This is a genomic window from Cobetia sp. 10Alg 146 (genome assembly GCF_029846385.1).
Lineage (GTDB): Bacteria > Pseudomonadota > Gammaproteobacteria > Pseudomonadales > Halomonadaceae > Cobetia > Cobetia marina.
Genome location: NZ_JARWKT010000003.1, coordinates 36,099 through 57,346 on the forward strand (window position 1 = coordinate 36,099; position 21,248 = coordinate 57,346).

The following is a 21,248-nucleotide window of genomic DNA, read 5'->3' on the forward strand; positions in this document are numbered from 1 at the left end:
CGGCATCAGGTCGCAGGGAATCAGGCCGCAGAGGATCAGCGCGCCTTGCGTGCACGATAGACCTTGAACTGGCGCGTTTCGGCCAGCACCTCGAATTCGCCGAAGGCCGCCTGCAACAGATCCGGATAGGGCAGGAAGGCATTGGCCACCAGCGTCAGGGTACCACCCGGCACCAGGTGATCCGGCGCCTGGCTGATCAGACGCGCCGCCGGTCCGTAATCGATATCGCGCTCATGATGGAACGGCGGATTGGCCACGATGGCCTCGAACCGCTCGCCCTCGAACGCCGCGAAGACATCGCTCAGGCGTACGTCCGCCTCAAGCCTGTTGAGCGCCAGACTGCGACGGGTCGCCTCCACCGCGAAGGCACTGACATCGCCTGCCATCACGCGCGCACCGTGACGCGCCAGCCAGCAGCTGATGATGCCGTCACCCGCCCCGATATCCAGCGCCCGCTTGTAGCCACGGGTCGGCAGGTTCTCCAGCAGCAGCGCGGTACCCGGGTCCAGCTTGGCATTGCCGTAGAGGCCCGGATGGCTGGTCAGGCGCAGCTCCAGCGCCTCGAATTCGCCCCAGCCTTCTGTCCATTGTCCAGCCACTGCCAGTGGCGATTCACTGCTGGCGGCCTGTTCGGCCGTCAACTCACGCGTGGCGGATGACCACAGCTGGCAACGACGCGCGGTATCGTCCTTGCGGGCCGTCATTCCCAGTGCCTTGAGGATGCGCTCAGCGCGCTTGATGCCACCGTTGACCTCGCCCACCACCTTGATCGGCGTACCTGCCGGCAATACATGGCACAGCGCCACCAGCCACCACTCGCCCAGCGCATGCGCCTTGGGCCAGAACAGCAAGGCACCCGCCGCCTCGCCAATCGTGGTATCCGCGCGGGCTTCGGCAAAGGCCACCGCATGGCTGACCTGGTGCCCGGCCTCCCGCGCGGCATTCACGATGCCGGTGTCATGCCCCCAGACACGCCGCTGGCGGTCCGATGACAGCCACCAGTCATCACGCGGTGCAGCGACCCACAGCCAATCACGGAAATCACTGTCCTGGCGTTCAAGCAACTGGCAGGCGGGGGTTTGAGCAGACATGAAGACTCCGAAAAGATAGGAAACGGCAGATGATGAACAGCAAGACGGCGCAGAAGCCTGCGCCGTGACACCTCAGGCAGGGCGCACCAGCTCATAGTGCAGATAGCGTCCGAGATGGACGAAGGGGGGCGTGCGCCAGTGCTGGCACTCGAGGGCCAGCAGTTTCTGCATGTCCCCCTCACTCAGCGGGTCGCGCGAGCGCAGATAATCATGGAAGACTCGCAGCCCTGTCAGCTCGCGCACCTCAAGCCCGGCCTCCTCGGCCCACTGGCGAATCTCGACATCACGCAGCGGCGAGATGGGCGTCAGACGCTTGCCCGTCCCCCATCCGGCCAACCGCCCGTCCAGCACCTTGTCGAAGTTGCCCTTGGTGACGTTGGAGAATGCCAGAGCGTCGCGATTGAAGACGCTCAATGACATCACGCCACCCGGTGCCAGCAGCTGTGCCAGCAGCAGAAACCCTTCACGCGGGGAGACCAGCCACTCAAGAACGGCATGGCAGACCACCACCGGCCATTGTCGGTGGGCGGCGGCGGCGAACCCCTGTAGATCACGTCCATCCCAGGTCAGGCGCTCTGTCAGGGTGTCCTGCGTCAGCGGGGCCGCATCCTCCTCCGGAGAGGACAGTCGCTGCATGGCGCGCTCACGCATCTCACCGGAAGGCTCGACCAGCGTCAGCTGATGGCCACGCGACAACCACCAGTGCGCCATCTGACCAAGTCCGGCCCCGATCTCGAGCACTTGGGTGGCCGGCAGATGGGCGAAACGCTCCTCCATCAACTGGCGAGTCAGCGCCAGACGCACCCTGCCACGCTCGGTGGTATAGAAGCCGCGCTCGAACTTTTCCGCCAGCCCATCGAAATGACGATCCGCCGTGGCACGACGGACACGGGACTCCCCTCGGACAGGCGGGTTGGAAGCATCAGACATGGCAGACAGGATCTCGAACGTGAAGGAATCGGAGGTCACGACTGGACGACAGTCGGCAGTGCAGACGCCGAAAGGCGCCGCGCGGGACAAGGCGGCAGGTAGGCTACTCCATCAAAGCCAGAATGCAAGCAGACTGCGGCGCAGAGCCCTGACATCCGGCCGGGCAGGCGGCATTCCCCCGCTCATTGAATCCACGTAACATGGCACCCTCCGCTCATCCCGCTCCCCTTGCCTCAGACCGAGCGCCGGATCCCCGGCAGTCTTCCGTCACTGGCACCGCTGGGAGTTGATGGCTCATCCCACATCTTTTCGGACAGATGGCCACCATGAAACAACGCGTCCTGCTTGTGGTACGCAAGCTCAACATCGGCGGGATCCAGCGAAACACCGTCAATCTGGCCAATGTCCTGTGCCGCGAAGGTCACGAGGTGCATGTGCTCGTGCTCAAGGGTGAACTCGAACTCATCCCGGACCCGGGCGTACATGTCCACCAGATCGACTTCGACAAGGCATTCCGCAAGACCGGCATTGGCCTGGTGTATGACCTCTTCACCCGCGCAGTGCTCAACCCTCTGATCAAGGGCTCTGGATTCGTCTGGCGCGGCTATTACGGTGGCGCCTACCTGCGGCGATTCATCCGTACCCTGGAAACACGCCATGGCCCCGTCGACCGGGTGATCATGCGCGGCCAGGGCGCCTTCGAGACGGTCTGGTCACTCAAGGACCCGCGCCTGTGGCAGGTCACCGTGTCCTGGCCCGGTGACATCCGCCAGGGCTGGCGTCAGAAATTCCTGCTCAAGCGCCTGTACGCCGACAAGCAGATCATCTGCAATACCGACAATGTCCGCGAGCAACTCGAGCGACTGCTCTCGCAACACGCTGTCACGCCTCGACGCCTCGCCACCATCGGCAACGTCTGCGATCTCGATGCCATCGCGCAGATGGCGGATGAGCCCGTGGAGCTGCCATCACGCCCCTATGTCGTGCAGGTATGTCGCCTGTCGGACGTGAAGCGCCAGGATGTCCTGATCAAGGCCTATCTCGCCGCGGATATCGAGGAAGACCTGGTCATCGTCGGCGATGGGCCCAAGCGCGAGAGTGTGGAGAACCTGATTCGCGAGCTCGGGGTGGGCGACCGGGTCCATCTCATCGGCAGCCGGGTCAATCCCTACCCGTGGATGAAGCATGCCCGTCTGTTCATTCTCAGCTCGCGCAGTGAAGCCTTCGGAATCGTGCTGGTGGAAAGCATGTGCTGCGGCACGCCATGTGTCGCGCCGGATGTCCCCGGTGGGGTCCGCAATGTGCTGATCCATGATCAGGCGCGGCTGATCTCCGAGAACAGCATTGAAGGCCTGGCAGCCAAGATCCGCGAAGGGCTCGAGAACCCGCCGTCACTCGCCGAGGATCCGGAGTTGATCGAACGTTTCCGCGACACCCGTATCATGCAGGAATTTCTGGCCCTGCCAACGGATGCCGAGGCAGCACATCGCGACTGAACACAACGCGATGGAATGACGAGATGCCCTGCCCCGCCCGGCACGACTGCCATTCTCCGGGCAACAGGTCAGGGCATCATAAATGACGTGCCATGCATGAGGCGCCGTGCTGCTCAAGCCGGGGAGCTGGCTCATCCTGAAAGCTGATGGCGCATGGGCGCGCAGGATGTGACCCGGCCCGGAAGCCAGAGGGCAGGCAAGCGAGAGACAGCAGAAAGACACCCTGTACAGAGAGTGACGAGAGATTCAGGAAGAATGACGCGGGGATGAATGAAGGGCTTGGCGCCCCCTGCAGGAGTCGAACCTGCGACCTGCCCCTTAGGAGGGGGCCGCTCTATCCAGCTGAGCTAAGGGGGCGTAGCGCTGCGCAGTATAAGCCATTGAAGTGGCAAGATAAACCCGTTCGGCCCGCGCGTGCCGCCCTCCTCACGCCAGGCAAGAGCATCATCGGCCTCATGCACCGAGCACTCCGGCTTCGATCTCATCGAGCACGTCCTTCATGGGACGGGGGCGCCCCAACAGGTAGCCCTGGACACGCTGACAGCCCAGCTGACGCAGCACCTCGAACTGCTCGGAGGTCTCCACTCCCTCGGCCACCACTTCCAGCGACAGGGCGCGCGCCATCACCAGCATCGCACGCACGATCTCGTTGGCATGGCAGACTTCCTGTCCGGGAGTCTCGCCAGGTGCAGGCGCTGTCAGCCCATCGTCATCGATGAGACGCAGATCCTTGATGAAGCTGCGGTCGATCTTCAGCTCACTGAGCGGCATGCGGCGCAGGCGTGCAAGATTGGAGTAGCCGATCCCGAAATCGTCGATGGAGAACGTCAGCCCCAGCGCCGCCAGCTGGTCGACCTTCTCCAGCATGTCGGCCTCATCTTCCGCCGCCAGGCTCTCGGTGATCTCCATGCGCAACATGTCCGGCGCGAAGGCATGGCGCTTGAGCAGGGCTGCGACCTGCGGCACGAATTCCGCGCTGCGAAACTGTACCTGACTGACATTCACCGCGATCGGCAGCTGATGTCCGCGTGTCGCCATGTCTTCCAACACCGCACAGGCTTGCCCCAGCACCCAATGGCCCAGCTCGACGATCAGCCCTGATTCTTCCGCGATCGGGATGAAGGTCGCGGGCGAGACATTCCCCAGCAACGGGTCATTCCAGCGCAGCAACGCCTCAAGACCACAGAGCCTGGGCAGTTGATGCTCAAGCGAGGCATCCGGCTGCAGGGAGAATTGCGGTTGGAGATGGACTTCCAGATGCTGACGGGAAAGCGCACTGCGCAGGGATTGCTCCATCTGGGTGGCGGCGATGATGCGATTGCGCATGTCCGGTGAGAAGAAGCACATGCGTGCACGCCCGGCCCCCTTGCTCTCATAGAGCGCGATGTCCGCCTCGTGCAGCAGATGGCCCCAATCGTCTCCCTCGTCTTCTGCCGCCCCGGAAAGCGTCTGATACCCCTCGTCCGCCTCATCCGGACGCGGATACAGCGTGATGCCCAGTGAGCCGGACAACTGATGCGCACGCCCTTCCAGCTCAACCGGTACCCGCAGACGTGCCAGCAATCCCTCGCCGACGTGCATCGCTCGGGCCCTGGCGTCCTCCATGCCACCGAAGCGAGGCGCCAGCAGCACGATGAACTCATCCCCGCCCTGGCGCGCGAGCACATCGCCCGGCTCCAGCAACTGCTCCAGCCGGGCGGCGATCTGGATCAGGGCACGATCTCCCGCGTCATGCCCCAGTACATCGTTCAGGCGCTTGAAATGATCCAGATCCAGGAACATCAACGCCCCGACGCGCGCTTCTTCCAGAGCGAGGTCCGCGAAGGCTCCGAGCTTGCGACGCAACAGCCGACGATTGGGCAGGCCCGTCAATGCATCATGCAGCGCCTGATAGGTGAGCTGCTCATCACGCCGATGGCGTTCGATCGCCAATCGAGCCACGTTGACGGCGACCTTCAGCAAGCCGAGATGGCTATCGTTGAAGACATCGCCGGACGTGGCATAGAAGGCGAAACTTCCCAGCGGATTGCCTGCATCATCGAGGATGGGCATGGAGAGACAGGCATCCAGTCCCAGCGCGTGGGGATGCTGACGGAAGCCCTCCCAGGCGGGGTCCTCGCCGATGGCGGGGGTCAGCACCTGCTCACGCCGCCACATCGCCGTACCACAGGTGCCCACCCCCTCCCCGATACGCAGGCCGGAGGTGAACTGCATGAAGCTGGGGGGCAGGCTCGGCGCCTTCCCTCCGATGATTCGTGTGCCTGTCTCATCCAGAAGCAGCAGCGAGGAACGCACGCGAGTCGCGACGGCCTCGATGGCCTGACACAGGTCCAGCAGGGTCTTGTCCAGCGGCTGGCCAGCCGTGACGGACTCAAGCAATCTGAGCTGGGAATGGCTGAGCTCCAGCGCCAGATGCGCCTGGGTCACATCGGTATGCACGCCGAGATAACCGGTCAGGGTGCCGTCGGCGGCCATGAGCGGTATGCAGCGCAGACGAAGGCGCAGCGGTCGTCCATTCGCATCGTGATGGAGCAGCTCCTCGTCACTGGGCTCACCCAGCTCGCACTGCTGATGCATTCTGGCGATCACCGTCCTGTCGGAATCCTCACCCGTCAGAAATTCACTGAGCACCTGACCGGCCAGGTCTTCTGCCCGGTATCCCGTCAGCTCCTCGAAGGCCGGATTGACCCACTGCACACGCCCTTGAAGGTCGTATCCACACACTCCATTGGAAGTATGCTGCAACAGCTGATGCAAGCAATTGCTGCCTTCCAGGCCGTCAACCGAAGCAGCGGAGGTGGCCGCGGCGGAGGACGCTGATGGATTCATGGACATGTCGTTTCAATCTCCCTGCCGATGCTGCCTGAAGGTTCATGGCTTCTGGAACAGTCAGCATGTCGGTCGCACTCGATCTTTCCTTCCTGAAGTGCCGGGCGCCTTGGCACCGACTCTCCTCTCATCCTGCTGGTCAAGTGTCACTTGTCCTTGAGTATAAGTAACCCTCAATCTGCGTTGAATGAAGGCGAAATCTCACGAATCCTCTGCCTCGAGCGCGAGGCAGGCACTGCCATGTCGAGCCTTCGCGGCAGGATGGTCTTCTCTGGCGTGGTGGGATCCGAGAGCGCGCGAGACCCTCCCGCGCAATGCTCGAAGGACAGCACAACGTGATGACACAGCCGGACAGATACGACCGAACGAAAACAGACGAACGAAAACAGCCACGCCCCGACCAGAGGTCGAGGCGTGGCTGTGTCACTACCCGAGGGCAAGAGGCGAGCTGGCTACCCCTGAGCGAATCCTCAGTGGCGCGCCGTCTTCAGCGCATCCGCCAGTTCACGGGTCAAGGCATGTACCGCTTGGGTGCCCTGCTCCGGTGTCTCGGCGTTGGCCTGCAGATCGATCAGGGCCGAGCCGACCACGACTCCGTCGGCGAAACGACCGATACGCGCCGCCTGCTCTGCGGTACGGATACCGAAACCGACCGCGACGGGAATCTCGGTGTGCTCACGGATACGGCCCACTTCGGCCTCGACCTTCTCGGCAGTCGGTGCCGCGCCACCGGTCACGCCATTGCTGGAGACGTAGTAGAGGAAGCCTGAGGTATTGGCCAACACGCCCGGCAGGCGCGCGCTGTCAGTCGTCGGTGTCGCGAGGCGAATGAAGCTGATACCGGCGGCATTGGCCGGCTCACACAGCTCATCGTCGTGCTCCGGCGGCAGGTCGACCACGATCAGGCCATCGACACCGGCCTGGCTTGCCTGCTCGAGGAAGGTGGCCACACCGCGACGATAGATCGGGTTGTAGTAACCCATCAGCACGATGGGCGTGTCCTGATCCTGCTTGCGGAATTCCGTGACCATCGCCAGGGTACGGTCCATCGTCTGGCCGGCCTTCAGGGCACGCTGGGTGGCATGCTGGATCGCCAGACCATCGGCCATCGGGTCGGTGAACGGCATGCCCAGCTCGATGACATCGGCACCGGCCTCGGCCATGCCGAGGAAGGTCGCGAGGCTGGCATCATAGCCGGGGTCACCCGCGGTGATGTAGGTCACCAGCGCTGCGCGATTCTCGCTGCGTACGGCAGCGAAACGGCGGTCAAGACGGCTGCTGGAAGTGGTGTCAGTAGCGGAAGTGCTCATCAATAGACTCCGAATTTGCTGACCTGCAGGCAGCGATTCACCTGCAGGCGAAGAAGACATGGGGCGGATGGACCCGGTCAGCGTCTGACCCCTCCATCGCCGGGCATTGCGCGACAGGCGCGGCGTTACTCGCCGTCAGGATTCAGGCCCAGCTCGTCCGCCAGATGATGGGTGACGGTGGCCATGTCCTTGTCACCGCGGCCGCTCAGATTGACCACCATCAGATGGTCCTTCGGCAGGCCCGGTGCACGCTTGATGACTTCCGCCAGCGCGTGGGAAGACTCCAGCGCCGGGATGATGCCTTCCAGGCGACACAGCATCTTGAAGGCGTCCAGTGCTTCCTGGTCGGTCGCGGCGACATACTCGGCACGCTTGATATCGTGCAACCAGGCGTGTTCCGGTCCGATACCCGGATAGTCGAGCCCTGCGGAGATGGAGTGCGCATCACCGATCTGCCCCTCGTCATCCTGCAGCAGGAAGGTGCGGTTACCGTGCAGCACGCCCGGCAGGCCACCCTTGAGACTGGCGGCGTGGCGCGGCGTGTCCAGACCTTCACCGGCAGCCTCGACCCCGATGATCTCGACGCTTTGCTCGTCCAGGAACGGATGGAACAACCCCATAGCGTTGGACCCCCCGCCGATGCAGGCGACCAGCGAGTCCGGCAGACGGCCTTCCTTCTCCTGCAGCTGGACGCGGGTTTCCTGACCGATGATGGACTGGAAGTCACGCACCAGCTGCGGATACGGATGTGGGCCCGCGACAGTACCGATGATGTAGAAGGTATCGTCGACGTTGGTGACCCAGTCACGCAGCGCCTCGTTCATGGCATCCTTCAACGTGCCATCACCGGCAGTGACCGGGATCACCTTGGCGCCCAGCAACTGCATGCGCTGAACGTTGGGCTGCTGACGGTGAATGTCGGTGGAGCCCATGTAGATCACGCAGTCCAGACCGAAACGCGCCGCCACGGTGGCCGTCGCCACGCCGTGCATGCCGGCACCGGTCTCGGCGATGATGCGCTGCTTGCCCATGCGGCGTGCCAGCAGCACCTGGCCCAGCGCATTGTTGATCTTGTGAGCGCCGGTGTGCATCAGATCTTCCCGCTTGAGATAGACCTTGGCACCTCCGAGATGCTCGGTCAGGCGCTCGGCGTAATACAGCGGGCTCTGACGCCCGACATAATCCGCGGAGAGACCGGCCAGTTCCTCGGCGAAGGCCGGATCCTGCTTGGCGGCTTCATACTCGCGCTGCAGGTGCAGAATCAGCGGCATCAGCGTCTCGGCGACGAATCGGCCGCCGAAGTCACCAAAGAAGCCCTTGGCATCCGGGCCTTGACGCAGGGTAGCAGTCGACTGGCTCATGCAAATCTCCTCGAAGTCATGTCAGTGGCGGGGCACGCTGGTGCGGCGTCTGCGTTCTTGGCCTGCGTGGTGCACCCGACAGTATGCTGACCATCCTAGCGCTCGGCACGCGGGATGAAAAACGATATATTCGCCAAGATGTGTGAGTTTATCTCACAGGACACTCAGCAGGAGACATCCGATGGCCCGCCTGACTGCGCCCGATTCATCCTCTCCCGCCTCTCTGGAGGCATTGCCCTCGCTGAATGCCTTGCGCGCCTTCGATGTGGCGGCTCGCTTCGAGAGCGCGTCGCGTGCCGCCGAGGCGCTGCACGTGACCCACGGCGCCGTCAGTCGTCAGATTCGCCAGCTTGAGGAAACGCTGGGGACACAGCTGTTCGACCGTGCTGGCCGCGGGCTGAAGCTGACGCCGGCGGGTCATGAGCTGGCGGCTGCCACACGCCATCACTTGAGCGGCCTGGCACGGATCTGTGCGGACCTTTCCCGCAGTGATGCCCGCGCGCCCTTCGTGCTCAGCTGCCCGGGCTCCTTCCTCGCCCGCTGGTTCATTCCGCGGCTGGGTGCCCTCAAGGCAGCCCTTCCGGAGCTTGAACTGCATCTGACTGCCAGTGACGACAACGAAGGCCTGCGCTCTGGCGTGGATGGCGTGCTGCGCTTTCAGACTCCCCCCTTCACCCAGGCTGAGCATCAGGAAACGCGAATTCTCGGCACGGAGCGCATCGGCCCGGTGCTGCGTCCGGACACTGACTGGCTGGGCGAGACCACCGCGACTCCCGCACCACAGACTCTGCTGACCTTGCCGCTGCTGCACACCCGCTCGCGCCCGCAGGCCTGGCCGGACTGGTGCTCACGCCAGGGCCTGTCCAGCGATCAACTGCACTACGCGCAAGGCTTCGAGCACCTCAACTATCTGCTGGAAGCGACGCTGGTGGGATTGGGCGTGGGCATCACGCCGGATTATCTGGTCGAGGAGGACCTGCGCAGCAGACGCCTGATCGCGCCGTGGGGCTTCGTCGAGACACGCGCCTGCCTGACGCTGACGCTGCCCGAGAGCGGTCGCACACGGGCACGACACCCTCATGCAAAAGCCCTCGCCGACTGGCTGGCACGGGAGCTGAATACTCCGCCTGTCACCTCTCGCAACCCATGACAGGCACCTGCGCCACGCCGTCCTGCGGGCAGGTGCAGGAAACAAGAAGACCGGCACCCTTTCAGGTGCCGGTCTCGGTTCAGCCGCTTGGCTCAGGCAGTCAGCCCAGAGCGCGGATCAGGCAAAGACGATGGTCTTGTTGCCGTGGATCAGCACGCGGTCTTCCAGGTGCCAGCGCAGGCCACGCGACAGTACCTTCTGCTCCACGTCACGCCCGATGCGCACCAGGTCTTCCGCAGTGTGGCAATGGGTGACTCGATGGATGTCCTGCTCGATGATCGGGCCGGCATCCAGCTCCTCGGTCACGTAGTGACAGGTAGCGCCGATCAGCTTCACGCCGCGGCCGAAGGCCTGATGGTACGGCTTGGCACCGATGAAGGACGGCAGGAAGCTGTGGTGGATGTTGATCAGGCGGCCGGCATAGCGCTCGCAGAGGCTCGGCGGGATGATCTGCATGTAACGCGCCAGCACGATGCTGTCGGCCTCGGCCTCTTCCACCAGTCGTTCGACCTCGGCAAATGCCGGCGCCTTGTCATTCTTGTCCACCGGCACATGGTGGAACGGAATGCCGTGCCATTCGACCAGTGAGCGCATGTCTTCGTGATTGGAGATGACACAGGGGATATCGCATTCCAGATCCCCCGACTGCCAGCGGTGCAACAGGTCCACCAGGCAATGGGAATCCTTGGACACCATCAGCACGACACGCTTGCGAGCGGCCGTGTCATGCACCCGCCACTCCATCCCGAACTCTTCCCCGATCGGCGCGAAGCGCTTGCTGAGTTCAGCGGCGCTGAGGCCGATGGACTCGGGGTTGATCTCATAGCGCATGAAGAATCGACCCGCACCCAGATCGGAATGCTGATTGGCTTCGGTGATCCAACCGCCTTGCTCGGCGATGAAGGTAGAGACTCGGGCAACAATTCCCACCTGATCAGGGCAGGACACCACCAGGCGATAGGCGTGTGACATCGTATGTTCAACCATTGTGAAAGCGGGGAATGATATTCAGCCGGTAACGACTACCGACTCGCTCGGGAGTCCGGCCATCGACGCCATGGCTCCCGGCAAAAGGTGCGCCATTGTAGCCGATCACACGCGACGAAGCAGCGCCCTTCAACGAGAGTGAATGAATTGTCAATTCGACCTCGGTTTCGCCCCTCGGGGTGGCCGACGAGAAGTACCGTCATTTGTGGCGCTTTGCGGGATTCCCGTATAGTTGAGTGACATTTTACTGATGGCATGACATCCATGTTGAAACCCCGCGTTCAAGTCCGTCAGAGACAACGTCCACCGCTGCATCTTCTGCCGCTGGGCGGCTGTGGCGAGATCGGCATGAATCTGACGCTGTATGGTTACCAGGATCACTGGATCGCCGTGGATTGCGGCATGATGATTCGCCAGGATCTTCCTGAAGGCCCCTTGCAGGTACCCGACACCGAATCGCTGGCAAGCCTGGGCATCTGCCCGGAGATGCTGGTGATTACCCATGGTCACGAAGACCATATCGGTGCCGTTGCCTGGCTGTGGCCGAAATGGCGCTGTCCGATCATCGCCACACCACTGGCCGCGGGCCTGCTGCGGGCCAAGTTCGCGGAACGCGAACTCGAGACGTCCAGCCTGCAGATCATCGAGGTCGATGAAGGCTTCGAGTCCGGGCCCTTCGCCTTGCGCCTGCTGCCGTTGACCCACTCGATTCCCGAGAGCTGCTCGTTGCTGATCGTCACACCGGAATATCGCGTGATGCACACCGGTGACTGGAAGCTTGACCCGGAGCCGCTGATCGGTGAACCCACTGACCCGGAGCGCTATCAGGCGCTGGCGCCGGTCGATCTCGTGGTCGGCGACTCCACCAATGCCCCTCTGCCCGGCCACTCACGCAGTGAGGGCGAGGTGGCGCGTGCGCTGGAGAAGACGCTGGCCGGCTGCCGTGGGCGGGTCGTGGTGACCTGCTTCGCGAGCAACCTGGCGCGCATCCTGGCACTGGGTCGTGCGGCGGCTCGCAATGGCCGTCGGGTCACGCTGCTGGGCCGCTCGATGGAACGCATGGTGCGGGTGGCACGCGGACTGGGCTATCTGGAAGATTTCCCGCCGCTGGTGCCGGTAAAGGACCTGGGCTATCTGCCGCCGGAAGAGGTGATGGTGATCGCGACCGGCAGCCAGGGCGAGCCACGCGCGGCACTCTCACGCCTGGCCAACTCGCGCCACCCTGATTTCGAGCTGGCGGCGGGCGACACGGTCATCTTCTCCTCCAAGGCCATTCCCGGCAATGAACTGGCGATCGGCAAGCTGCACAATGCCCTGACCCGCCTGGGCGTCGGCATCATGGAAGAGAAGCAGTTCCCGGATCTGCATGCCTCAGGCCATCCCGCCCAAGAGGAGCTGCGCACCTTCTACGGCTGGCTGAAACCCACGCGGTTGCTGCCGGTGCACGGCGAATACCGTCACCAGCTGGCGCACACCCAGGTAGCACAGTCCCTGGGCATCGAGGCACCGCTGATTCCCGTCAATGGTGACGTGATTCGTCTCGATGCTCAGGGGCTGTCCGTGGAAAAGCGTCTGACGTTGCAGGAGCGGATCATCGAGCACGACAAGGTGCGGCCACTTGACTCGATGGACCGTCGTGCACGAGCGCGTCTCGGACGCCATGGCAGCGTATCGCTCGCCTTGCCCCTGACGCTGCAGGAAGCCGGTTGGGTGCGTATCGGCCGCCTGATGCTGGACGTCAGTGGTACGGCCAGACTGGATGAAGACAGCTTCGCCGAGTGGCTCGATGACACCCTGGCCGGACTCGAGACCACCGACATCGACACCGTGAAACAGCAATTGAACAGCAGAATCAATCGTTGGCTACGCAATCATCTGCGTCACGAGCCGGTGCTCTTTCTGCATGTGATGACCATGGGTGACAGCTGAAGACGCCATGACAGGCAAGGCTGTCAGGCTACTGCCATTCCCCCGGCCTTTCACCTGCCTTGAAGCATGAAAAAGCCCGATCGGAAAAATACCGATCGGGCTTTTTCATGCCTGAATGCACGCTGGAACATCCATCAGCAGAGACGTCCCACTCTACCGTCATGACCGCCAGTGTGATCCACCTCATCCACTGGGGCCCCGTGCCGGGCAACGCTTACTGTGCTGACTTGTTCTTCGGCGGACGACCGCGACGCTTCGGCTGGTCACTGACCAGATCATCGACGGAAAGACCCGCTTCGATCATCGCATCACGAATCTCGGCAAGCTTGCGCTCCTTGGCGATTTCTTCTTCGCGACGCTGTTCATCTTCCTCGGCTTTCTGCTCAATGACTTCATTGATGACTTCAGAAAGCTTGTGCAGTTGTTCCATGGACAACTGGCGTGCCGCTGCACGTGCGACATTCTTGTTGCGAGCGATCTTTTCCAGGGATTCTGCGGTCATCTTGCTACCTCCACCATGCGGGCGAAACTGGAATCCAATGAGGGACACGATAGTTGATTGGATGTTGCAGCAAAGTATAAGCCTTAATTGAAAGCTGACAAGCCTTGTCAAAAGCAAGGCAGTGTTGCCACAGCACCGCCCAACAAGAACCCTGCTCGAAGGCAGGGTTCTTGTGAAGGTTCATCGTGTTGTCGAGTGGATATCCCAAGCCAGCCAAGAGATTCAGATGGCGATTTCGTCAGCCGCCGGTCATGTTCATGAAGCGGACGATCTGGACATCACCATCGGTCGTGAAGTGGTGACGCTCCGGCTTGAGATGCATCGCCTCGATGATGGCCGCCTTGAGAGGTTCGATATTGCCGGGGTCGCGGCGCATGATGGCACGCAGATCCAGCGAGTGCTCATTGCCCAGACATAGCAGCAGACGCCCTTCTACCGTCACTCGAACACGATTGCAGGTCGAGCAGAAGTTGTGACTGTGCGGCGAGATGAAGCCTACGCGCGTTTCACTGTCTGCCATGCGGAAATACCGGGCCGGTCCCAGACTGTCTTCCAGCGTCGGTATGAGCGCGTGATGCTCCTCTATCCGTGCCTGCACTTCATCGCTGGAACAGAACGTCTCCTCACGCCCGTGATCGGACACCTGCCCAAGCGGCATTTCCTCGATGAAGCTGATATCCAGCCCTTCCTGGCGCGCGAAGTCGACCAGAGAAACGACCTCATGATCATTGCGCCCCTTGAGCACGACAGCATTGAGCTTGATGCGAAAGCCTTCTGCCCGCGCGGCCCGGATACCGGCGATCACCTTGTCGAGATCCCCCGTACGCGTCAGGGCCTTGAAGCGCTCAGAGTCCAGAGAATCAAGACTGATGTTGAGGCGCTGCATGCCGGCGGCCTTGAGACGAGCGGCATGCTTGACCAGGCCCGCCCCATTGGTGGTCATGGAGAAATCCTTCAGCCCGTCAAGCGCGCCGATATCTTCCACCAGAGTACCGATATCGCGTCTGACCAATGGCTCACCACCGGTCAGGCGAATCTTTTCGACCCCAAGCTCCACGAAGGCACGTGCCAGCAGGGCGATTTCCTCGAGACTCAATACCTCGTCTCGCGGTAGAAATGTCATCTCCTCGCTCATGCAATAGACACAGCGAAAGTCACAGCGATCCGTCACGGAGAGACGCACATAGCGAATGCGACGCCCGAAATCATCGACCAGGGTTTCCATCAACCATCTCCCAGGGTCTGAGGTGTCACAGGAGTCAGGGAATCCTGCTTGGCAGAGTGTGTCCGAGCGCCTTCTGCCGAAGAGTGCCAGCGCTCCAGAGCATCGCGATCACTGGAGCGCTCCTGCACCCAGTAATCGCCAGAGGCGGTATGCTCCTTTTTCCAGAAAGGCGCACGCGACTTGAGGTTGTCCATCAGAAAGTCACAACCGGCAAAGGCGGCCTGACGATGCGCGCTCGCCACCAGCACCAGCACGATATTGTCCATGGGCGCCAGGCGCCCGATGCGATGGATGATACGCGCCCCTGTCAGCGCGAAACGTTCCTGCGCTTCCACCAGCAACGCCTGCAAGCTGCGCTCCGTCATGCCGGGATAATGCTCCAGTGTCAGTGCCTGGACATCGGGGCGTTCATTGAAATCACGCACCAGCCCGGTAAAGGTCACCACCGCACCGATATCCCCCCGAGCATGGGTCAGGGCCGCCTGCTCGGCGCGAATATCGAAATCCGCTGACTGGATGCTGACCGAAAAGGCCCGATCGGCAGTCGCAAGGGGTGTCGTCATCTCAGCCTCCCGTGACGGGCGGGAAGAAAGCGACTTCATCACCGGCCTTCAGAGGATGATCATCACGCACCATGTCCTGGTTCACGGCGCACAGCACGCGCGAGTCATTGAGCGCTTCCAGCTGCGGATCACGCAGTGCCAGGGTGCGCTTGAGCCCACCGACCGTGGTATCGGTCAGGGTGGCAGGGTTGAGCGAGAGTGACTCAAGGTCGAGACGCTCACGCAGCTCGGCCAGAAACAGGATGCGCAGATTGCCGTTCACCTCCGTGACAGGCGACACGTCCTCGGATGCGACTGCCAGGGCGGCCGGCACTCCCGTCGGGGCTGGCGCCTCCTCCTGCATGGCCTCACGCTGCCAGTCACCGCTCTTGCCACCCGTCTTGGTTTCCAGCTGGATGTCGCCGATCACGATGCCCTTGTCCACCGCCTTGCACATGTCATACAGGGTCAGTGCTGCCACGGAGGCAGCCGTCAGCGCTTCCATCTCGACACCTGTGCGCCCGTTGAGGCGACAGAACACCTGTATCTCGACACAGCTGTTCACTTCATCCAGCGTGAAGTCGACCGTGACCTTGGAGAGCATCAAGGCATGGCAGAGCGGGATCAGCTCATGGGTGCGCTTGGCTGCCTGGATGCCGGCGATACGCGCCGTGGCCAGCACATCTCCCTTGGGCAGGCCGCCCTCCGCCAACAGGGCCAGCGTGGCAGGCAGCATGCTGACCCGCGCACTGGCACGGGCCTCGCGCCGGGTTTCCTGCTTGTCCGCGACATCGACCATATGGGCTTCGCCGCGGGCGTTGAGATGGGTAAGGCTCATTAGCTGTCTCGTATCCGTATCAGGTCCGCCGGGGGTGGCGGTTACCTCTGTAAGCATGGGCGGTCGTCACGACAGCCCGGTAGATCCTGTTTCGTGGTCTGTCGGCGGCCCGAGGATGTCGGACGACCCGCCGAACTCCGCGTTCGATCGCTCGGCCTGGCTGGCCATCATGACAGGCCACGCGTCCCCAGCCATTGCACCATGACCGGGTCGCCGGCCTGGAGGGAGGCGCAGCCTGCCGGGATCTCGATCAGACACTGCGCGGCCAGCATCGAAGTCAGAATCCCCGATCCCTGGCGGCCAGTAGTAGTCACGACCTGACGCCCCTGGTCATCGAGCGTCACCCGGCCGCGATGATAATCGACTCGTTCAGGCCGTGAGCGCAGCGTCTCGCCTGCCACCATCTGCAGACGCGGTGACTGCCAGCATGCCAGGGTCCCCGGATGGTCTGCCGGTGCCGGGCTCAGCGGCCCCAGCCCCCCCAGCATGCGCAACGCCGGCAGCACGAACTGCAGATAGGTCACCATGGTGGCGACCGGATTGCCGGGCAGACCGAAGAATGGCACCTGCCGGCCTTCCTCTGCCGCCAGTACGCCAAAGGCCAGAGGGCGCCCGGGACGCATGGCAATCCGCCACAGCGCCAGCTGGCCACAGGCCTCCAGCGCGCTGCGCACATGATCTGCCTCGCCGACCGACACGCCGCCGGAAGTGATCACCAGATCCGCCCGCGCCGCGGCATCTCGCAGGGCTATGCACAACGCCTCGCGCTGGTCACGCAGAATGCCGAGATCCAGCACCTCGACTCCCTCGGCATGCAAGGCAGCCGTGAGGCTGAAACGGTTGGCATCATAGATGCCGCCGGGCGGCAAGGGCTCTCCCGGAGCCGTCACTTCATCACCGGTCGAGAAGATCGCCACACGCAGCGGACGATGAACGGTGAGTTCGGCCAGTCCCAGCGATGCAAGTACCCCGATGGCCGCCGGCGACAGCCATTGCCCCGCCGAGATCACGTCACTACCACGGGCGATATCCTCGCCGGCCTGACGCACATTCTGCCCTGCGCGAACGCTGCTGGCGCCGTCAATCACGACCTGCTCGGCAGTCTCGGCGTCACCCGCCTGGCTATCGGCATCAAGCATTGAATCAGGCGAGGCGTCGGGCGTGAAATAGTCGAGCTGCTCCTGCATGACCACACTGTCAGCACCCGCCGGCATGGCCGCACCGGTCGTGATGCGCAATGCCTCCCCCGGAGCCAGGGCGCGCCCCGTCCAGGGGTGCCCTGCCAGCGAGCTACCGATGACTCGGAGCTGGCATCGATCCCCCTCATCCAGCGCGCCGGCAGCCAGCGACGCGTGGGCCAGCGCGATACCGTCCATCGCGGCATTTGTCTGGGCAGGCACGTCCAATGGCGATATCACCGGCTCAGCCAGAACATGTCCAACGGCCTGGGCGAGTGGCACGCGCTGGGTGGGCCGCGTCGCCGCGAGCTTCGCCAGACTGCCTCCCAGCACTGCAAGCGCCTCGTCGACACTCAGCATCCGCTCACCGAATCTTGGGTCAAAGCACGACAGACTCAAGAGGCCACCTCCTGACGGGGCTGGCCGCCATTCAATCGCCATTGCACCGGCCAGGCCGCCACCCAGGCCGCCAAGGCATCGATATCATCGAGGTCCAGCCGCGTCAGATCCGCGGGAAGCGCCACCGGGAACTCGCCATCGGGCTCATCAACTGGCTCATCCATTGAACCTGGCACGGCAAGTGCCCGTATCCAGGGATCATGCAAGGCCCGCAGCGGCTTGCCGACGGCCGCGCGATGTAGCTCAAGCTTGGGCAATGGCCACTGCTTGAACCCCTCGACGAGAATCAGATCCACCGCCAGCCCATCGAGCTGCGCGACAAGCTGCTCCAGATCCGCCTCCTGTTGATCGGGCGTCTCCATCATCAGCGCAAAGCGCCGGGCAGAGGCAACCAGCATGGGAGTTGCCCCCGCCGAGCGCAGGCGATGACTGTCCTTGCCCGGCGTATCCACATCAAAGGCATGATGAGCGTGCTTGATGACGGCGACTCGCAGACCACGCTCACGCAAGGCCGGCAGCAACTGTTCCAGCAAGGTGGTCTTGCCCGTGCCGCTCCAGGCGGCGATGCCCAACAGCGGACAGGCCGAGGCGGCAAGTCTCGCCGCCCAACCGGGTGACATCGCCCCGCCGCCGGTATCAGCGGAAGAGCAAGAATGAGAGACAGTGGACGCTTCGCGCCCCATGGCATCAGTGGGCAACTCGGGCATGACGATTCTCTTGAGGTTTCCGGCGTGCTCACGACGTGATGGCCGATACGATTCGATGATTCTGATGGCATCGACCCACATGTCGGGCCCTTTTCTCTCAGCGCCGCTCATGAGGAGCGCTGGCGACATGATGAAAAAAGGGTGGCCTGCCGCAACAGGCTTGCCTGTAAATCTGCAAGTCCAAGGCCAGGCATGCCTGCCGCGGCAGGACAATACGCCGCTGAATTCCAACATGTACGGCAGGTGAGCACTGACCGTGGATCATTATGACTCGCCTGGCCAGCGGAATGGGGTCGGATGACACGCCTTGAATGTCCTGCGGCTCAGGCTCAGGCTCGGCAGCGGCCGCGCCGCAATGGCAATCGATGTGGGCAGTCTCAGCGGGGACCGGATTCCATCGCTCTGCACTCATCCAGCGTATTGAGATTGGCGAAGTCTTCGGCCTTGCCCGCTTGCACCGTCAGCCAGACATGTTGCGCGAACCAGCGGTCGATCTTGCGCTCACCTGCCGCCAGAGCGGCTTCCAGTGATGGCAAAAGGCCACGGTGCAGGAGGCAGATGACAGGGTGATAGCGCTCGGCATCGGCGGCCACCGCCAGCAGCGCCGGCTCAGCCGAGGTGTCATCTCCCTGCACACGGTAGCCGGCCAGCCTGTCACCGTTGGCGTGATCTATCAGCGCCACGCTCAGGGTATCCACGAGGTCATTGGGCAGATGCGGCACGTCGCAGGCCACCACCATCACCCACTCGGTATGCGCGGCGGCCAGCGCACTGGCCATGCCCATCAGAGGGCCGTGATAGCCCGCCTCACGGTCTTCCACCAGCGGATGACCATAGGCGGCATATTCCTGATGCGAGCGATTGGCATTGATCAGCAGCTCACCGACCTGGGGCGTGAGGCGTGCCAGCACATGCGCGATCAAGGGCACCTCATTGAGCATGACCAGCCCCTTGTCGACACCGCCCATGCGCCGGGCCTGGCCGCCGGCCAGGATCACACCGGTGATGTTGGCCGGCGTCAGCGAGGCCGCCAGCTGTTCACCACTGGCCGGCAGAGGTGTCACGCCGGGATAGGTTTGGCCATCACGAGAGGGGCCGGAGTTGGCATCAGAGTGGGGTCTGGACATGCAAGAGGGTCTCGATGCAGGCGCGGCGGACGCGCGAGAAAATTCCTCTGATCACGCAAGACACGGGAACCGACGATACCTTTCCCGTGTCGGGCTCAACCAGTCATGCGCTCAGTGTGCAGGCTAGCTTCCGCCAACGTCCAGCGTGCCGTACAGCCATGACTCAGCGCGTTGTCCTGATGCGAGGACAGAATCACCGCGCAACCCGCCTGGGACATCTGCTCGAGACGGATGGCCAGCTGCTCCACGGCGGCCTGGTCGAGATTGGCCGCTGGCTCATCCAGCAGCAGGACGGGAGGACGCGACAGCCAGGCGCGCGCCAGTGCCAGACGTGCACGCTCGCCACCGGACAGCGAGCGTGCCGGCTGACGGGCATGCTCGCTCAGACCGCTCCACTCCAGCATGGCCGCGACCTGATCGCGCTGCTCGCCGGCAGAGCGCCGTTGCGGCTGCCAGCGCGCCGCCAGCACCAGGTTGCCGGCCACGCTGGTATCAAAGAGATAGGGTTGCTGGTGCAGATAGCGTATCTGGCCGGCGGCCCCCTTCTGCCAGCGAAGCTCTCCACCACTGGCAGGCTGCATGCCGGCCAGCACCCTGAGCAAGGTGGTCTTGCCACTGCCATTGTCTCCGCTCAGATGCACCCAGCCGCGCCCCGGGTCTGGCGTCCACTCCAGAGAGGGTACCTGCCACAGCAAGCGGCCAGGGCTCGTGGGAGCGTCAGGCAGACGATACTGCAGGTCACGCACCCACAGCAGGCTTTCCTCGGCGACAGCTCGGGACTCTGACACAGGCTCTGGCACAGGCTCTGGCACAGACTCTGCCACGGGTTCTGACGACGAGGTCAGCACGGCCTCATGGGGAGATTCGCCCGGCGAGGAGGATGAGGGCGAAGAGTTGAGGGGGGACATCGAAACTCCAGACGACAATTCAGACTTGCGCGATGCGGTGATCCACGGCACGCCACTCAGACCTGTACGGCCAGCTGACCACGGCCACGCAGCAGCCCCAGCAGCAGATTGAGCACCAGGGCCAATACCAGCAGCACCATGCCCAGGGCGACCCCCTGAGCGTATTCTCCCTTGAGGGTCTCCAGGGCGATCGCGGTCGTGATGTTGCGGGTAAAGCCGGCAATGTTACCACCCACCATCATGGCGCAACCCACTTCCGCGATGATTCTACCAAACGCCGCCACCAACGCGGCCATCACCCCGAAGCGCGCCTCCATCACCAACCGCCACAACGCCGCAGGCCGGGATGCCCCCAGTTGCAATGCGGTTTCCCAGGCACGCCTGTCCACGCCAGCCAGTGCTGCATGCAGCATCACCACCAATATCGGCAGCGCCAGCAGAATCTGGCCCAGAATCATCGCTGGCTGGGTGAACAGCAGATGCCAATCCCCCAGAGGGCCTGCCCGTGACAGCAGAATGAACAGCAGCAGCCCCACCACCACGGTGGGCACGGCCATCAGGGTATTCACCAGCGAGATCAACAGCCAGCGCCCCGGGAAGGCGCAACGCACCAGCACGAAGGCGATCAGCAGAGCCGGCGGTACAGCCACCAGCATGGCCATCAGCGAGACCCGGAAAGAGACGCCGATGATTTCCCAGAGTGCGGCGTCCATGCTCAGCAGGAGGCCCATGGCCTCCT

General features: G+C 63.2%; 18 protein-coding genes and 1 tRNA gene. 3 read left to right on the forward strand and 16 right to left on the reverse strand.

Annotated features, from left to right (window positions below; all coding sequences use genetic code 11):
* Window positions 1-35: 35 nt before the first annotated feature.
* Together QD172_RS06170 and QD172_RS06175 are read right to left on the reverse strand one after the other, a co-directional pair.
* Complete coding sequence (locus QD172_RS06170) at window positions 36-1,091, reverse strand: methyltransferase (protein ID WP_279855264.1); 1,056 nt, start codon at window positions 1,089-1,091, stop codon at window positions 36-38.
* Between the two features lie 72 nt (window positions 1,092-1,163).
* Complete coding sequence (locus tag QD172_RS06175; protein WP_279855265.1) at window positions 1,164-2,021, reverse strand: methyltransferase domain-containing protein; 858 nt, start codon at window positions 2,019-2,021, stop codon at window positions 1,164-1,166.
* Window positions 2,022-2,347: 326 nt separating this feature from the next.
* On the opposite strand from QD172_RS06175, the gene QD172_RS06180 reads away from it, so the two are divergent.
* Window positions 2,348-3,517 (forward strand): glycosyltransferase, encoded by a 1,170-nt coding sequence (locus tag QD172_RS06180; protein WP_164850279.1) that lies wholly within the window; start codon window positions 2,348-2,350, stop codon window positions 3,515-3,517.
* A gap of 280 nt (window positions 3,518-3,797) precedes the next feature.
* On the opposite strand, the gene QD172_RS06185 is transcribed toward QD172_RS06180, so the two are convergent.
* The 4 genes from QD172_RS06185 to trpB all read right to left on the reverse strand — a co-directional run bounded on the left by QD172_RS06185 (window position 3,798) and on the right by trpB (window position 9,017).
* Window positions 3,798-3,874 (reverse strand) — tRNA-Arg (locus tag QD172_RS06185).
* Window positions 3,875-3,970: 96 nt separating this feature from the next.
* Window positions 3,971-6,346: an EAL domain-containing protein gene (locus QD172_RS06190; protein ID WP_279855266.1), complete on the reverse strand. Its 2,376-nt coding sequence runs from the start codon at window positions 6,344-6,346 to the stop codon at window positions 3,971-3,973.
* 470 nt (window positions 6,347-6,816) lie between these two features.
* A complete protein-coding gene (gene trpA / locus QD172_RS06195) occupies window positions 6,817-7,656 on the reverse strand; it encodes a tryptophan synthase subunit alpha (RefSeq protein ID WP_084208158.1) in 840 nt (279 codons plus the stop codon).
* Between the two features lie 125 nt (window positions 7,657-7,781).
* Window positions 7,782-9,017 carry a tryptophan synthase subunit beta gene (gene trpB / locus QD172_RS06200; RefSeq protein ID WP_077374435.1) on the reverse strand — a complete coding sequence of 412 codons (1,236 nt, stop codon included), beginning with the start codon at window positions 9,015-9,017 and terminating at the stop codon, window positions 7,782-7,784.
* 181 nt (window positions 9,018-9,198) lie between these two features.
* On the opposite strand from trpB, the gene QD172_RS06205 reads away from it, so the two are divergent.
* Window positions 9,199-10,167 (forward strand): LysR family transcriptional regulator, encoded by a 969-nt coding sequence (locus tag QD172_RS06205; RefSeq protein WP_279855268.1) that lies wholly within the window; start codon window positions 9,199-9,201, stop codon window positions 10,165-10,167.
* A gap of 117 nt (window positions 10,168-10,284) precedes the next feature.
* Here the strand turns inward: QD172_RS06205 and purU are convergent, their stop codons facing one another.
* Window positions 10,285-11,139, reverse strand: coding sequence for a formyltetrahydrofolate deformylase (purU, locus tag QD172_RS06210; RefSeq protein WP_077374535.1), 855 nt, complete (start codon window positions 11,137-11,139; stop codon window positions 10,285-10,287).
* A gap of 363 nt (window positions 11,140-11,502) precedes the next feature.
* On the opposite strand from purU, the gene QD172_RS06215 reads away from it, so the two are divergent.
* A complete protein-coding gene (locus tag QD172_RS06215) occupies window positions 11,503-13,083 on the forward strand; it encodes a ribonuclease J (RefSeq protein WP_084209644.1) in 1,581 nt (526 codons plus the stop codon).
* A 214-nt stretch (window positions 13,084-13,297) separates the two neighbouring features.
* Here QD172_RS06215 and QD172_RS06220 read toward each other — a convergent pair whose 3' ends face one another.
* From QD172_RS06220 to QD172_RS06260, 9 genes are all read right to left on the reverse strand, one after another.
* Window positions 13,298-13,585, reverse strand: coding sequence for a hypothetical protein (locus QD172_RS06220; RefSeq protein ID WP_077374537.1), 288 nt, complete (start codon window positions 13,583-13,585; stop codon window positions 13,298-13,300).
* Window positions 13,586-13,823: 238 nt separating this feature from the next.
* Window positions 13,824-14,813 carry a GTP 3',8-cyclase MoaA gene (gene moaA / locus QD172_RS06225; protein ID WP_084208155.1) on the reverse strand — a complete coding sequence of 330 codons (990 nt, stop codon included), beginning with the start codon at window positions 14,811-14,813 and terminating at the stop codon, window positions 13,824-13,826.
* A complete protein-coding gene (locus QD172_RS06230; RefSeq protein WP_077374541.1) occupies window positions 14,810-15,373 on the reverse strand; it encodes a molybdenum cofactor biosynthesis protein MoaE in 564 nt (187 codons plus the stop codon). The genes moaA and QD172_RS06230 overlap by 4 nt, the downstream gene beginning before the upstream one ends.
* A 1-nt stretch (window position 15,374) precedes the next feature.
* On the reverse strand, window positions 15,375-16,190 hold the full coding sequence (gene moaC / locus QD172_RS06235) for a cyclic pyranopterin monophosphate synthase MoaC (protein WP_279855272.1): 816 nt from the start codon (window positions 16,188-16,190) through the stop codon (window positions 15,375-15,377).
* Window positions 16,191-16,357: 167 nt separating this feature from the next.
* On the reverse strand, window positions 16,358-17,728 hold the full coding sequence (glp, locus tag QD172_RS06240) for a gephyrin-like molybdotransferase Glp (protein ID WP_279855273.1): 1,371 nt from the start codon (window positions 17,726-17,728) through the stop codon (window positions 16,358-16,360).
* Between the two features lie 35 nt (window positions 17,729-17,763).
* Window positions 17,764-18,387, reverse strand: coding sequence for a molybdopterin-guanine dinucleotide biosynthesis protein B (gene mobB, locus QD172_RS06245; RefSeq protein WP_191237472.1), 624 nt, complete (start codon window positions 18,385-18,387; stop codon window positions 17,764-17,766).
* Window positions 18,388-18,851: 464 nt separating this feature from the next.
* Complete coding sequence (mobA, locus tag QD172_RS06250; protein WP_279855274.1) at window positions 18,852-19,601, reverse strand: molybdenum cofactor guanylyltransferase MobA; 750 nt, start codon at window positions 19,599-19,601, stop codon at window positions 18,852-18,854.
* 95 nt (window positions 19,602-19,696) lie between these two features.
* The gene (locus QD172_RS06255) at window positions 19,697-20,389 is read right to left on the reverse strand and encodes an ATP-binding cassette domain-containing protein (RefSeq protein ID WP_279855276.1); all 693 of its coding nucleotides are present in this window, start codon (window positions 20,387-20,389) and stop codon (window positions 19,697-19,699) included.
* 176 nt (window positions 20,390-20,565) lie between these two features.
* Entirely contained in the window at window positions 20,566-21,240 is a 675-nt protein-coding gene (locus tag QD172_RS06260; protein ID WP_205632739.1) for an ABC transporter permease, read from the reverse strand.
* Window positions 21,241-21,248 lie beyond the last annotated feature (8 nt).